General features: G+C 37.9%; 12 protein-coding genes. 2 read left to right on the forward strand and 10 right to left on the reverse strand.

Going from position 1 to position 14,789, the window contains the following annotated elements; translation table 11 throughout:
• Positions 1 to 804 precede the first annotated feature (804 nt).
• Positions 805 to 1,560, reverse strand: coding sequence for an oxygenase MpaB family protein (locus FFJ24_RS06265; RefSeq protein ID WP_138823566.1), 756 nt, complete (start codon positions 1,558 to 1,560; stop codon positions 805 to 807).
• Positions 1,548 to 2,054: a hypothetical protein gene (locus FFJ24_RS06270; protein ID WP_138823568.1), complete on the reverse strand. Its 507-nt coding sequence runs from the start codon at positions 2,052 to 2,054 to the stop codon at positions 1,548 to 1,550. Before FFJ24_RS06270 ends, FFJ24_RS06265 begins: the two co-directional genes overlap by 13 nt.
• A gap of 847 nt (positions 2,055 to 2,901) precedes the next feature.
• On the opposite strand from FFJ24_RS06270, the gene FFJ24_RS06275 reads away from it, so the two are divergent.
• Positions 2,902 to 3,369: an Lrp/AsnC family transcriptional regulator gene (locus tag FFJ24_RS06275; RefSeq protein WP_138823570.1), complete on the forward strand. Its 468-nt coding sequence runs from the start codon at positions 2,902 to 2,904 to the stop codon at positions 3,367 to 3,369.
• Positions 3,370 to 3,408: 39 nt separating this feature from the next.
• Here FFJ24_RS06275 and FFJ24_RS06280 read toward each other — a convergent pair whose 3' ends face one another.
• Genes FFJ24_RS06280 through FFJ24_RS06310 form a run of 7 tightly spaced genes read right to left on the reverse strand, consistent with a single transcriptional unit; the run spans position 3,409 to position 11,896 of the window.
• On the reverse strand, positions 3,409 to 4,680 hold the full coding sequence (locus FFJ24_RS06280) for a PAS domain-containing sensor histidine kinase (protein ID WP_138823572.1): 1,272 nt from the start codon (positions 4,678 to 4,680) through the stop codon (positions 3,409 to 3,411).
• Positions 4,664 to 6,037 (reverse strand): sigma-54 dependent transcriptional regulator, encoded by a 1,374-nt coding sequence (locus tag FFJ24_RS06285; RefSeq protein ID WP_138823574.1) that lies wholly within the window; start codon positions 6,035 to 6,037, stop codon positions 4,664 to 4,666. The genes FFJ24_RS06280 and FFJ24_RS06285 overlap by 17 nt, the downstream gene beginning before the upstream one ends.
• 20 nt (positions 6,038 to 6,057) lie before the next feature.
• The gene (locus tag FFJ24_RS06290) at positions 6,058 to 7,239 is read right to left on the reverse strand and encodes an ABC transporter permease (RefSeq protein WP_138823576.1); all 1,182 of its coding nucleotides are present in this window, start codon (positions 7,237 to 7,239) and stop codon (positions 6,058 to 6,060) included.
• Positions 7,240 to 7,249: 10 nt separating this feature from the next.
• Positions 7,250 to 8,482: an ABC transporter permease gene (locus tag FFJ24_RS06295; protein ID WP_138823578.1), complete on the reverse strand. Its 1,233-nt coding sequence runs from the start codon at positions 8,480 to 8,482 to the stop codon at positions 7,250 to 7,252.
• Positions 8,483 to 8,491: 9 nt separating this feature from the next.
• Positions 8,492 to 9,157: an ABC transporter ATP-binding protein gene (locus FFJ24_RS06300; RefSeq protein ID WP_138823580.1), complete on the reverse strand. Its 666-nt coding sequence runs from the start codon at positions 9,155 to 9,157 to the stop codon at positions 8,492 to 8,494.
• Between the two features lie 26 nt (positions 9,158 to 9,183).
• Positions 9,184 to 10,644, reverse strand: coding sequence for a TolC family protein (locus FFJ24_RS06305; protein WP_138823582.1), 1,461 nt, complete (start codon positions 10,642 to 10,644; stop codon positions 9,184 to 9,186).
• Positions 10,645 to 10,648: 4 nt separating this feature from the next.
• Positions 10,649 to 11,896, reverse strand: a complete 1,248-nt coding sequence (locus FFJ24_RS06310; RefSeq protein ID WP_138823584.1) for an efflux RND transporter periplasmic adaptor subunit — start codon at positions 11,894 to 11,896, stop codon at positions 10,649 to 10,651.
• Positions 11,897 to 12,224: 328 nt separating this feature from the next.
• Between FFJ24_RS06310 and FFJ24_RS06315 the strand changes: the two genes are divergently transcribed.
• Entirely contained in the window at positions 12,225 to 13,595 is a 1,371-nt protein-coding gene (locus tag FFJ24_RS06315) for a YeiH family protein (protein ID WP_138823586.1), read from the forward strand.
• 346 nt (positions 13,596 to 13,941) lie between these two features.
• Here FFJ24_RS06315 and FFJ24_RS06320 read toward each other — a convergent pair whose 3' ends face one another.
• Entirely contained in the window at positions 13,942 to 14,541 is a 600-nt protein-coding gene (locus FFJ24_RS06320; RefSeq protein ID WP_138823588.1) for a GIN domain-containing protein, read from the reverse strand.
• Positions 14,542 to 14,789 lie beyond the last annotated feature (248 nt).

Consider the following 14,789-nt stretch of genomic DNA (forward strand, 5'->3'; position numbering starts at 1 on the left):
TAATCGCTCTATAAGAGGTATTTTTGCTCATGGCTTGTCGGGACCTGTTCATTTCCGAACAGTTGATGTGCGACAGCGAACAGTTTTATATAACGCTAATAAAGAACTCCGGTTAAAAACGTTATTGATTAAAGCGTTGATTAATAATCACTTGTGAAGTAATGTCAATGGTGAAGTTAATTTATTGCCTTAAATCGGTATGAATGACAGAGAATTTAAACGAATCGATAGGCTGCAAATAATCGTCATCCGATAGCTAACTATCCGATGCGAGAAGGCTTTTTCAGCCGGCGAAGCATTCTCTACCAGCGTGGGGCTTTAAGATTGTTTCGTGCCTTGTAATGACGTTATGTAAACAACTGATATTTAGTGTTATTTTTTTGACCATATAAGACGTTTGAGGACCATACAAGTTTACATGTTCTTGTATGGTGTGAAAGCTTAAAGGATTATTTTATAAATCAGATGTTTTTAGGTGTCTAAGGTGGTTAATTAAACTGTGTAGTCTTTAATTTTTGCGACCACCTTAGACATCTTAGCTCAATGAGTTTTGCAGCATATAAAATCTTAAACCTAATACGTTAGAAAACGCATATAGGACGTCATTCCTATTTTCCAGGCCACAGACCTGGTGGTTACTTATAATGACGACCATTTATTGGATTCTGTCATTGATAACCTATCGAAGGGTTAGATTAAATAGGCCTTGGCAGGGCGTTTCGATACTTCGTCAAGCTCAGTAAAGGCTAAACTCAACGTGACAATACGAATCGAATTTAACTTTTTGATACAGCTTCATTATGCTTAAAAAGCTTCGAGCTTCAAAATCTGTGCCTTATAAGCAGCAGGCAGAATCAGGTTTCTTAAAGGTTTGTTCACCTTAAGTTTCCTGCTTATTTTGTATAAAGTAAGCACTTGTTTAATGGTTTTTCCTTCCCCCAGTTTAAGTAATTCATTCACTTTAAGCGGAACGATGAGTGCTTGTATTTTTCGCATTAACGAATATCTCAGAAAACCCAGGTGTTTTTTGTACTGATCAAAAAGATCATGAGAAAAACGGCTATAAACTAAATTTTCCTGTAACTGTTGTTCATGCATCATTTTCCAGGCCTGAAAATTAGTAGGAAGTCCGTTTATTTCCATGCGGTGCCCAACTTGATAGAAAGTGGTAAATATTTCCTCTTTTTCTTTTAAAGTGAGTTTTCTTTCCAGCACTTCGAAAGCGCGGATGGAATAGCTAATCAGCATAAATAATACATCCCGATAGGCCCAATCTGGAATTTTAGCACCTCTTCCAGCTTCAACATGCCGATGAATTATCGTAATCTGATCTATCGCTGCATGGGCTTCAGTTAAAGTAGAAAATACGATTTTCTGCGCATAACCAACCGTAGAAAACAGTCTTCCCAATGGATCTTTGGGCAGTTTACCGGTAAAATATAACCAATCAACAGCTTTATTCAGGCTAAACTCTGCTGCGGCACCAGCAAAAATAAAAAGAATAACATCCGTATTGCCCCATATTTTCCTTACGATGGAATGTTTATCTACAAAGTCCATAAGCCGTAGTTTTCTTCTAATTTTTCAATTTTTTTAATCTTGGAAAAGCATAATGTCAATGGGATAATTCCAATAATGCCAAAAGAGCAATCGATCATTTGCCAAAATACCGGGATCTGACGGATATTTCCCGCAATTATAGCCAATGGTATAATCGCAATACAACAGATCATACCAAAATCGATCACCCATTTGTTTTTGACAGGATCTTTTAAAGGCCCGATAAAAAGCACGGCCAACATCAGATGAGCAAAAGCCAGCCAATCGGTCCCATAACTCAAAAACGTATAATACAGATTGGTTGTTTTAATTGCCTGATAAACCGTTCTAAGCCAGTTTTTAAGGCTAATTGGATATGTTTCACTGTGTTTAACCAAATAAGCTATTTCGGTTTCTAAAGGAAAAGCGGTTAATCCGCTTATCACTAATCCTGCAATAATTGTACAGATACATATTTTGACGTGTAGCCTTAGTTTTTGTTCTTCCGTATTCATCGCTTGCCGGTTAAATAATGTTGATTTGCCAGTAATTATAGACCTGCTGATAATACAATAAAATCCAAAGACGAAACTTTATACTAAAATATTGAGGGGTTTGTAATTCTGATGAAATAAATTGCTTCATATTTCTATTTTTTGGAAAGCGCTTTGTTTTTCAAAGTAAGTGCTAAAAATTGAACATTCCAAAAAAAGTTGAAGATTTTGATAAGAATCTCGTTTCGATTATTAATATTTCTTTAAAGGTCTACTGCAGACATCTTTCGTTCATAATCGTCACCCTGAATTTATTTCAGGGTCTAGTATAGCAGGAAAGATGCTGAAATAAATTCAGCATGACGGTCGCGTTTGTTGCATAGGCTTAAAATTAGTCAGTATAAATAAATATTAACCGAACTGAGGTTAAAAGAATTTTTTTGTCTTGCATTTAGATTAGAAATGAGGGAGCCAGTTGTGCTTAAAGATTGTGGAATAGTTGGTTATTTACCATGGGTTTGCACAAATACTGTACGTTTTAAAAAGCAAAGGCGCCAGCATCGCGCTGGCGCTTTTGTTATCATTAACTAAACTAAATAAACGCACTGCTCCTAGCAGTTCCTTCATTTGTTAAACAAATATCCCTTTGATTGACAATTAAAACGAAGGCGGTTAATAAATACGGAAAATGTCCTGCTGGATAGGTTTTGACGGAATTTAATTTTGTTTGTATTTTTAATGATACTTTTTAATGAAATTTTGTTCTTTTTTTTGTGATCTGTATAAGGGTTAATAGGAGAGTATTCATATATTTGGGTATTCATTATAAACTAAGCCTAGAAAAGAAATAAATAGACTAACCACTATAATGGAATTATACACCCCTGACCAAACAGACAGAGATATTTTAACACTTTTACAAAAAGATGCAAGACTGACCTATAAAGAACTTGCAGCTATACTACATCTTTCAAAATCTCCGATTCAGGAACGCGTAAAACGCCTGGAACGTTTAGGATTCATTTCTTCTGTAGTGGCATTAATTGATCCCAATAAATTCGACAACTGTATGATCTGCTACTTGCAGGTTCAGCTTACCAATCATTCTGTTAATACCTTTAAGGTATTTCAGCAGGAGGTAAACAAACTGGATGAAGTACTGGAATGTTACCACACTACAGGTGGCTTCGATTTTATGCTCAAGGTTGTTGCCAGAAATATGATCGCTTATAATGATTTTCTAACCAATAAATTGGGGCGTTTGGATAATATAGGTACCCTTAATAGTTCACTAGTAATTACACAGGCCAAGCGCGAAACTGCTCTGCCTGTTTAGGGCTTAAAATAATGTATTTAATTGATAATCCCTAACCAATCAACTTAATGTAAACTTGATCGAAAACTGTGTTTCGTTAGGTTTTATTGTTTTTAGCGAGAAATCAAAGCCATGGTTTAAAAGAATTTCACGCACTAAGGTCAGTCCAATTCCTTGTCCATCTTTTTTAGTGCTGAAGAATGGGCTGAATAGCTGTTCAGTATCTAGTTGAGAGATTCCCTTTCCGGTATCTGATATCGTGAGCATTTGTTTAGACTGATTCAGCGTTAATGTAATTTTTCCTGTATTTTCGATGGCTTCAATTGCATTTTTAACAATATTGATCAGTGCCTGTTCCATTTGTTCAACATCGGCCGAGATAAAATAGCTTTCATGGGTGCCTTCGAAATCAATTTTGATATTTTTTTCGTTTGCCTGAAAATACATAAGTTGGGTAACCGATTTTATCAGCTCAACCAGGTTTATTCTTTTTCTGTTTGCCGCTGGTAGTTTAACCAGATCCGCAAAGTTGCGCATAAAAATATTTAAGTTCTGATTCCTGTCTGCAGCAATCTTTAACGCATTTTTTAAGGAATAGTCCTGTTCGTTTAGCCACAGGTTTTGTTGTGATAGCGCGGTATTGATGATCGAATTTACTGGTCCAACCGTATTGTTTACTTCGTGTGCCATCATTCGGATCACTTTACTGTACACACCTTTCTCTGCCGCAAAAATTTCGGCGGTTACTTCTTCCATCATGATAAAAATACGCTCAAAACCCCGGTCAATAAATCTTGATTTCTGGATCTTATAGGTATGCAGCCCGTTAACGCGTACTACTTTAGAACTGCCTGTTTTTATTTCATGTATTTGTTTTTCAAGCAGATACTGGTTGTCTGTTAAAATTTCAGTCGCTTTTGGGTTAATCTGTTTAACCTGCTTATCGTAATCTAATATAATAATGCCGGTAGGAGAGGTCTGAATCAGTTTTTCGAGAAAAAAGTGCTGTTCCTGTTGTTTGGTCCGTTCGGTTCTAAGTTCATCGATCATCCGGTTGTAAACATCTACCAGTTCATCTACTTCTTTTTTGCCGGTAGATAGAAATTTAACATTAAAATCTTTATCCTTTATTGCCGAAACACCCTGCCTCAAAGAGGTAAGGGGCGCAATCAACTGTTTGTATAAACTCAGCGAAATCAATATAGAAATGATAATAAGTAGCTCAGCAAGCAAGAAAATAAGCTTATTTTCTTTAAAAATGAAGTAGCTCATCACCAGACAAATCAGGTGGAGCAGCACTAAAAAGAGGATATATTTAGTCTTCAGTTTCATTAAAAGGGATTTGATATTTTTCCAACCGGCGGTAAAGTGCATTTCGGGTAATGCCCAAAGATGCAGCGGCTTTTGTAATCCTGTTTTTATGGAAACTCATGGCTTGTTTAACCATCTCAGCTTCCATCTGGTCTAAAGTCATCGTGCCAACGCCAGGCAATTTTACTTTTTCGTTCCTTAAAGGAGATAAATTCAGTTGAGATTGAAATTCATCTATTCCCAATTCATTTTTATGGCTGATCAATATTGTTCGCTCTACCAGGTTTTTTAACTGCCTGATATTTCCTGGCAAGGCCAGTTGTTGCAACCAGCGCATTGCCGCTGAGGAGATGGATAAATCCGGACGGTTATAAATCTCTTTCATGTTGTTAATGAAGAAATTTACAAGTAATGGAATATCTGATGAACGTTCTCTTAAAGCAGGCAGATGAATGGTAATTAAATTGATCCGGTACAATAAATCTTCTCTGAACAGACCTGCAGCCACCATTTCGTTCAGGTTCTTATTGGTGGCGCAAACTACCCTGGTATCAACTATTTTAGTGCGGCTGCTACCCAAAACCTCGTAAGTTCTGTCTTGCAGTACCCTTAATAGTTTTACCTGACTCGAAGCTTCAAGATCGCCAATTTCATCCAGAAATATAGTGCCCTTGTTTGCCATTTCAAAACGGCCGGTTCTGTCAAAACGGGCATCGGTAAACGCACCCCGGACATGGCCAAACATTTCACTCTCAAATAAAGAGGAAGAAATGCCGCCCAGGTTTACTTTTACAAATGGCTTGCTCATGCGGTTGCTGTTTTCGTGGATGGCTTCTGCAATCAGCTCTTTTCCCGTTCCACTTTCACCTGTAATCAGAATGGAGGCATTGGTAGATGCTACACGTCCAATGGTTTCGAGAATGGCCAGCAAACCCGGATCTTCCCCAATAATCTGCTTAAAATTATACTTTTTATCGAGCTCTTTTCGGCTTCGCGATAGTGTTTTTTTGCCGTTTAACTGTAGTAACGTTTCTACCGACTGTAGTACATAGTCATTATTCCATGGTTTATTGATAAAATCGTTTGCGCCCAGTTTCATTCCCTGCACCGCAAGTTCGATGCTCGCCCAGCCAGTGATCAATATTATAGGTAAAGCAGCATCGAAATTCCTGATTTTTTTGAGCAGATCCATACCTTCTTTGCCCGAAGTACCAATAGAAAAGTTCAGATCTAAAATAATAAGTTCAGGCTTTTGGGTTTTTACCACCTCAAAAGCCTGAACAGGACTATCTGTACTCACAATTTCATTTCCTGTGTTTTTTAAAAGAAGCGAAAGCGAAGTACGTACAGCTATATCGTCATCAACAATTAATATCATATATACGAAGTTAAGATAAGTTATTCTTCATGCAATGCAATAGCAGGGTGGATGCTGGCCGCCTGTTTACCGGGATATAACGAACAGAACAAAACCAGTAAATAAATGAATGCCACCGATAAAAGCATCGCAATGATGTAAACACCTGCGGGAACATTAAAAACACTGAGTAATGGAAATTGGATTGCAAAGAAACAACCAACCAGTAACGACATAGTAGCCAATATGATCGCTTCCATCACCAATTGATAAGAAACAGTTCGGCCGCTTGCACCGATAGCCCTGCGCAATCCGATTTCTCCCTTCCTTTTATTGATGTTATACCACAATACCCCAAATAAACCCAATGCAACATTAATAATCAGAAAACTGGCGATAATGATAAAAATAACCATTGGGATAATGGTTTGCTTATTTCTCTTATCGCGCATTTCATCCAGATGTTGTATTTCCACCGCGTTATGTGTAGAGGTTGCCATAAATTTATACAACTTACTTTCGAAAGTGGCGTCTGCACTTTCGCGTACTTTAATTAAAACCGTACCAGTCCATTTTAAGTAACCAGTATCTAAAGGGCTGAACAAAGCATTATTACCAGGCTGGAAATCGCCGTTCGCTTTAATATCAGCTACTACGCCAATAACCTTTAATTTGTTTTTGTCATCAAAATCGCCAATAAATTTTCCTGTTGCTTTTTGCTTTCCAAACATCTCATTTTTTAAGGTTTCATTAATAATAACCCCTTTGTCTTTGCTTACCGCATCTTCCGGCAAAAACCACCTGCCCTCTAGTAAAGCAACGTTCCATACTTTCTGATAATCATTGCCCACCATGTAGTTGCTCACACGATCGTATTTTCGCCTGTTATGCGTAAGTCCTGTGCTCATAAAACTATCAGAATAGGGATAATTAGAACTTGAAAGGGAGATACTTTCGATCTGCGGCATGGCTTTTAATGACTTAGTGAGATTATCATAAAAAGTAATCAGCGAATCGCGGTTTTTGGTAAGCTGGCCATTACCATAGGCAACCGACCAAACGCTTTTATAATCGAAACCAAGTGGTTTGCTATAATTCTGGTAATAATAAGTGAGGTAAGAAAAAACCGCAAATATCACCAGAAAGGAAATCAGGATTTCGGAAAGGAAAAGAAAATTCTGTTTCCTTTTATTCCATATCAATTTAAATAGGTGTATAAACATAATAATATCTTTAGGCTTTAAGGGCTTTAACTACATTCAATTTCGACATGCGCCAGGCTGGATAAACACCAGAAATGAGTCCGAAAAATACGCAGGCAAGGAAACTATAGAACAATACTGCGAAATTCATTGTAAGGCGCATGTTGGAAAGAAAATCGGATTCATTAATAAGTGCAATCACAATAAGCGAAAGGATGATGCCGATAAATCCACCAAGAAAGGTAAGGATCATATTTTCTACAATAAACTGGTAAACCAATGTTTTCGAAGAGGCACCAAAGGCTTTACGGACGCCAATTTCAGACGAACGTTCCATAATTCTGGTAATGTTGATGTTAACCAGGTTGATGGTTGGCAGTAGCAAGAAAAGCAGTATAAACCCGCCGGCCAAAATAATTACCTTTGCAACTGCACCATTTGTAGAGTCGCCTCCAATTCTTCTGCTAACGCTGGTAAAAAACGGATCAGCATTACAGTACAGTTTATCAAAATCTTTTGGAATAGGCACTTTCTTTATCATCTGCTTAAATTCCTTTTCTAATTTAGGAATATCGGCCTTACTTTTTGCGAGCAGAACTGCATTGTAAGCGCCCATTACATCAGTGTTGTTGCGATTTTCTTTTGCAATACTGTAAGGTAAATACATATCGCCATTAAAATTCCGGACTGTTTCTGATACATTTTCAACTACCCCAATAACCCTGTAATTGATGTTGTCTGCAGAAATAAATTTACCCACAACAAATTTTTCATCACCAAAATAGGCTTCCTTTGTTTCTTTCGAAATTACCGCAACCAATTCTGCATTATCGATTTCCTTCTGTGAAAAGGCTTTTCCTTCCAGAAATTTATATTCCAGTACATTCCAGTAATCTGCATTGGTGTATTGATAGCCTATAACCAGTTTTTTATTGTTTACATAAGCATTAGATGATTTGGAACCCGAGGTAATGGCCATTTTTTGCAGGTTTTTTAATGTGGCTACATAATGTTCCAAAAAATAAACGGAAACATTACTGCTGTTCATCCAACCTTCTTTAGAATTTTTGATTTCAATCCTTTCTATATATAATGAACGTTCTCTTTTATAATCGGGGTAATCCGGACTGATCATTTTATCAGCCAGTGCCGTAACCACCATCAAAATGGTGAGCGTAAAGCTGATCCCGAACAGGCTGATGAAAGTGAAGAATTTTCTCCGTTTCAATACAGCCAAGGCTATTTTAAAGTAGTTTTTTAGCATAACTTCGGATTATTGAACTTGTGAACCATCAAACAGACGCACCAGGCGGTGTGTTTTATGTGCCATACTTTCATCATGCGTTACCATAACAATGGTGGTGCCTTCATTTTTATTCAGGTTGATCAGGATATCCATAATCTCATTTCCCATGGCACTATCTAGATTTCCGGTGGGTTCATCGGCTAAAATAATCTGTGGATTGCCAACTATAGCCCTTGCAATGGCCACACGCTGCCGCTGACCGCCCGAAAGCTGCGTGGGGAAATGTTTTAAGCGGTTGCTTAACCCAACTTTTTCTAAAGCTGCAGTAGCAAGTACTTTTCTTTCTTTGGCCGATGAAGTACGGTACAATAGGGGTAATTCTACATTGTCCAGTACCCTAAGGTCATTGATAAGGTGATAACTTTGAAAGATAAAACCCAGTTTTTGATTTCTGAATTTTGCCAGTTTCTGATCTGAAAACCGGCTGATATCCTGTTCGTCGATTTCAATGTTTCCTTTTGATGGCTCATCCAGTAAACCCATGATATTCAGGAGCGTACTTTTACCACAGCCCGATGGCCCCATGATCGAAAGAAACTCACCTTTGGCAATATCCAGGCTGATTCCGTTGATGGCAAGTGTTTCTACCGTATCGGTCCGGTAAACTTTTTCAATGTTTTGTAAGCGAATCATAATGTATAATTAGTAATTAAGATTTATTAATAGGTTATTTTTCTGTTTTTTTCGAAATCGTAAAGCGAGAGGTAACGGAGCTGGTAGTAAGCACCCCAGAAATCGCGCAGGGATGAAACATAATCTCGTTTTGCTCTGTCATTTTCCTGAAAGGCGATACTGAGATCGCTAATGCTCAGGTTGCCCAGAACATAGCGCTCGCTGGCAATTTTGTATTTTTCAGCAGCAATCTTTTCGGCTTCATCAGTAAGCAGGATCTGTTCTTTCATCATGTTAAAAAGTGTTACCTGCGTTACAATCTGTTGTTTAAACGTCTGTTTATCCTGCTCTACAGCATAGGTGATAAATTGTTCGTTGGCCTGAGCAGTTTTGGTTCGCGATTTAGACCTTCCCCAATCCATCACGGGGATAGCAAGCTTTAATTCGACAGATTGCTGGTTTTTTGGCGAACGGTAAATGTCGAATGCACTGTTTGCCGCATTGGAGAAACCGAGGTTAGCCCTCAAGGTTGCAGTTAAGCCATTTTCGCCTTTTGCTTTTGCTACATCTCTTTTGGCTTCGGCCAAACGGCGGATAAAGCCAATAGCATCCGAACGGTTTTCGAAGGCTTCGGCTAGAACTTTATCTGTAATGACGGTCATTTGGGCCACTACTGCAGGCATCTGTAGTTTAATCCTGTCGTCGCCTTCAATGCCAATGTAACTCCGCAAGTTTAAGGTGGCAATTTCTACATCGCGTTTTGCGGTACCCACTGCTTTCTGCGCATTTAACACTTCTAACTGAAGCTGCAGCATTTCATTTTTAGAGATTTTGCCCAATTCGAATTTTGTACCGGCAATGGTTAAAATGCGTTTGGTATTCCCATAATTTAAATCGGCAATGTTCAGGTTAACCTGTGCCAGTAACAAATCAAAAAAATACTCTGTAACCGTTATGGCAATTTTTTCCTGTGTTTCTATAAAAACCTGTTTGCTTTCATTGAATTTTAATGGTTCTATTTTTTTGTCCCATTTTAGGCTGTTAAACTGTAGTAAGGGTTGTGTATAACCAATGCCGTAGGGGATTCCGTTGTACAGCACACTTTTTCTGTCGAAATCGTCAAAACGCTGTAACTGTGTGGTCCCATAAATGTTTCCTCCGGTAGCGGCTATGCTCTGACTAAAATTTAATGTCAACGAGGAGTTATCGTAATGTACAGGTTGAAAAAGTATACTTCCGTTGGGCTGCTGAACCTGCGTGTAGGTTTTGGTGTATCCGGGCAAAATCCCTTCCAATGCGAGTTGTGGCTGGTAATTGGATTTGAATGTACGCCACTCCCAGTATTTGGTTTCCTTTACGGTGATGGCCTGTTTGGCGGCAATAGAATTTGCCTTCGCCATTTCCACAACCTGTTGTAAGGTGAATTGCAGGGTGTCTGTTTTTGGAAATGCAAAACCTTTCAAAGTAACCATAATCAATAAACCCATAAGTAAAAATTTTCCCCGCATAGTCTTAATTACTGATGGTTATGGTTTTTGTATTTTTATAATTGCCCATATCTGAGGTAATTACCTCATCGCCGGCTTTTAGTCCGCTTAGAATTTCTACATAATCGAAATTGCTTAAACCGGTTTTAACGGTTCTGCGTTCGGCAATTCCATTTTTAAGTACAAAAACTTCCTGAAGATTGGAACCATTAAATGCCGGACCATTGGCAATCCTTAATACCCCGTTTCTGGTGGCGGTAACCAGAAAAACATCAACTTTTTGGTTTGGGCGAAGTTCTTTACTGTCCTTTTGGTTCAATTGAATGTCGAATGAAACAATGGCGTTGCTTACTGAAGGAGAGATGTTTACAATGGAGCCGCGTAACTGTGTATTGCCGATGCGGATAATGGCGGCCATATTATTGTGTATTTTATCCAGCAAGTTATCAGACATGCTTCCGGCAACTTTAAAACCGCTTAGATCGGCAATTTTGACCAAAGCATCGCCCTCATGTACACTCGACCCTATATTTTTGTTTACCCAGGTAATTACGCCGGGCCTTGTTGCAATTACATCGGCCAGATCGAGCTTTCGTTTAAGCGCATCAAGATCATTCCTCTGGATGGCCAAAGCAATTTCAGCTTCCCTGATTTCGATTTTCATAGTCTGCTGTTTACTCTTAATCTCATTTTCCAGTTGAAGTTTTTCCAGTTCAGCAACTTTTAAGTCAAGTTCAGCGCGTTCTACATCTTCCTTTGTTCCGCCGCCGGCTTTTAATAATCTTTTAGCTGAAGAAACTGCGTCTTTAAGATTACTGATACGTAATTGTTTAATGCTGTTATTGGATTTGATATCGAAAAAACTCTTCTCCAGATCTAATTTCAGCTTACGGATCTCATTTTCTTTTGATTCCATTTGAAACTGAAGTTTTCCATAATCCGTTTGACTCACCGATTTATCAAGTGATAAAATCGATTGACCTTTATTTACTTTGTTACCGGCATCCATTAAGACATTTTTAATCGATGCGTTTATCGGACTTGTTAAAACCTCTTCAAATTCAGGTAATACCTCGCCGGTAGCATTAATGGTATTTTCAATTATTCCGGTCTGTACCCTGGCTGTAGTAATATCGGCACCGGTTAGCGATGGCTTAAAATAAAACCGCACTAACCAGATGATCATCGCCAGAATAATGATGATAATAAAAATGATGAGATAAGTTTTCTTTTTCCTTTTCGAAGAAACTTCTTCTTCAATGAGTTTGTCCATTTAAATAATTTATACCACGCTTTACAATAGGGATGCCATTGTTAAGTTGCTGTTTATTAGTGATTTGTTTTTTATTTCAGATTTAAAAATGCCCGATATCGAACATCCTGTTTATTATCGGGCAAAAAAATGAAAGGCTGAATGGTCTACAGATTTGTGACAAAAGATTTAAGGTCAAATATTTGTTACGGATAAAATCTTGCTGAATAACTACTTTAGTTAGATATTGAGTAACGGCTTATATTATAATTAGATCATATTCGCTTGTTGCAACCTGCCGAATGCGGTAAAAGTATTTTTAGAACTGAAATCAAATTAACATCATACTATGTCGAATCGAAACAACGCAGCCGATACAACCGGAGCCTTAACAGATGCCGGAATAAGCCCTGATAAGAAAACATTTTTACAATCACTCACCGAAGATTGGTGGGCGGTGATATTGGGAACAGTGATTATTGCCACTGTGCTTTATTTAACCAGCAATGGTACTGTAATCAGTTTACCTGCATTTAAATGGGCAAATAGTGAAGATCTTTTGGGCAAGATATTATCGGGAGCTAACTTATTGCTGATTGTTGAAATGGGGGCTGTTTTTCTTGCCTTAGCTTCAATGGCTATAGGTTTATCGGGGGGTAATGTTGCACGGTTTGCTGGTGGTTTTGCACTTATCTATTTATTAGCCATTGTTTCCTTTATTATCGGAGGCAATAAAAGTGTATCCTATTTTGGATTGGAATATGTGGTATTTGCATTGCTTATCGGTATCGCGTTAGGTAATCTGATCAGGTTGCCCTATTGGTTAAAAGAAGCAGTGCGGTCTGAGTTTTATATTAAAACAGGTTTAGTCATATTGGGAACAACTATTTTGTCGGCCGATTTGATTAAAGCTGGTTTACCTGGTATCATACAGGCGGTTATTGTTGTTACGGTAGTCTGGTTTTTTTCGATGTGGTTGAGCCGCAAGTTAAAAGTTGATGATGAATTTGGTGTGATATTAGCGTCAGCAGTATCTATTTGCGGAGTTTCTGCAGCAATTGTAGCTGCCGGAGCTATTAATGGCGATAAACGTAAATTATCTTATGTCACCACTTTAGTGTTAATTATGGCTATCCCGATGATGGTAATTTTGCCCTGGGCGGTAAAGTATTTTCATATACCTGAAGTAATTGGAGGAGCATGGCTGGGCGGTACTTTAGATACAACGGCAACCGTAACCGCTGCAGGCGATTTGGTTGGGCCAATAGCTGTTAAAGCGGGTGTTATTGCCAAATTTTCACAAAATGTTTTTATCGGTGTAGCTGCTTTTTTTATCGCAATATGGTGGGCCTATAAAAAATCTAAAGGGGAAGATGGCGTAATCCTTAAAGCAGAGCGCCCGGGATTGAAAATTGTGTGGGAACGATTTCCGAAATTTGTATTGGGTTTTGTTGCGGCATCTTTAGTATTTTCTTTTCTTTTATCTCCTGCAACGGCAAAAAGTGTCGGGCCAACACTAAATGGTTTACGTACTGTGTGGTTTGCAATCGCATTTATTTCTATCGGTATGGAAGCTAAATTTTCATCATTGGTAAAACTTCAGGGAGGGAAACCTGCATTTACTTTTGTTACCGCACAAATATTTAATATATTCTGGACCCTTTTATGGTCGTATATTTTATTTGGCGGATATTTATTACCTGTGCCTGATTTTAAATAGAATGGGAATTGGGTTTAATGAAGTCGAGAAATTTTTAAACCTTCACAAAAATTGAAGTATCATCATTTTTCCACTACGATCGAAATGATAATACTTCAAAACCAATGTTTTATATACAGAATCGTCATTCCCGCGCAGGCAGGAACCACGCAGTGCTCAGCGAAGCTAATCTTAAAGCGCTTGAATTAGGATTATCCATAAGTTGTCCTTTTATTCAGAGGTATTCATCAGCGCTCTGTGATTCTCAATCAACCCGAAAGTTATCGGGTTGGGAATGACGATTCCTCTCAGCCCACGATTGGTAAAAAAGCGACATTTCTGTCGATTTTTTACTCTTTTGGTTTCATTATTTTGCAAGTGCAACAGTTTGCAATGCATTTGTATCCGGGTTACTCACTTCTGTTGTTAGTGCAGCAAATCTATCCAGGTTTAATTTTGGTGTTTTACTCATTACTAAGGTATGTTTTTCAGTAGCCCCGCTCAATTTTAAATCGGCATTGTCTTCGATTACGGTATATAAACTTTCTGTATCAGAATTGATTTCGGCAACAGCATTTTCTTTTAAAAATACCTGAAGATATTTCAAAGCCAATTTGCCCTCTGTTTTTACCACAGCGTCACCGGATGCTTTAACCCTGTAAATATTATTAACATAAAGTGTAATTTTGGCGACTTCATCATCTACAGAACTGATTTTTAATGCATATCCTTCTTGTGTTACTTTTACTTTGCCAGTATTGTCATCATTGTAGCTAATGCCTTCTTTCGATCTTTGAACTAAGGTGATTTCTACGTTTCCGTTTACGCTAACCTGGGTTACGTTTTTAGGCGCATAAACTTTAGTTGGTTGTTTCTCATCAGCCATTGCACTTGTAGAGAAAATAGCAGAACTTAATACGATAGCTGCTAATATAGATTTTGTTAAGGTATTGATTGAGGTTTTCATAATGCTGTTGTTTATATTTTTAATTAATACTTTGTGTTTGTTTTGTAGATAAGACGCCTATGCCCTCAAAACGTTGCAGCAGAAATATCGATATTATACCAACACAGCTAAATTGTCGACCAACTGGATTTAAAAACAGCCCAATGGTCGGATTTATTTTTGTATTCTAATGTTACGAGTTGCTGTTTGTTTAATTTCTGCTCTATCGCAGATTCTATTAATACAAAACTTAATAGTTAGATTTTATA

It is taken from the genome of Pedobacter sp. KBS0701, assembly GCF_005938645.2.
In the GTDB taxonomy this organism is placed as follows: Bacteria; Bacteroidota; Bacteroidia; order Sphingobacteriales; family Sphingobacteriaceae; genus Pedobacter.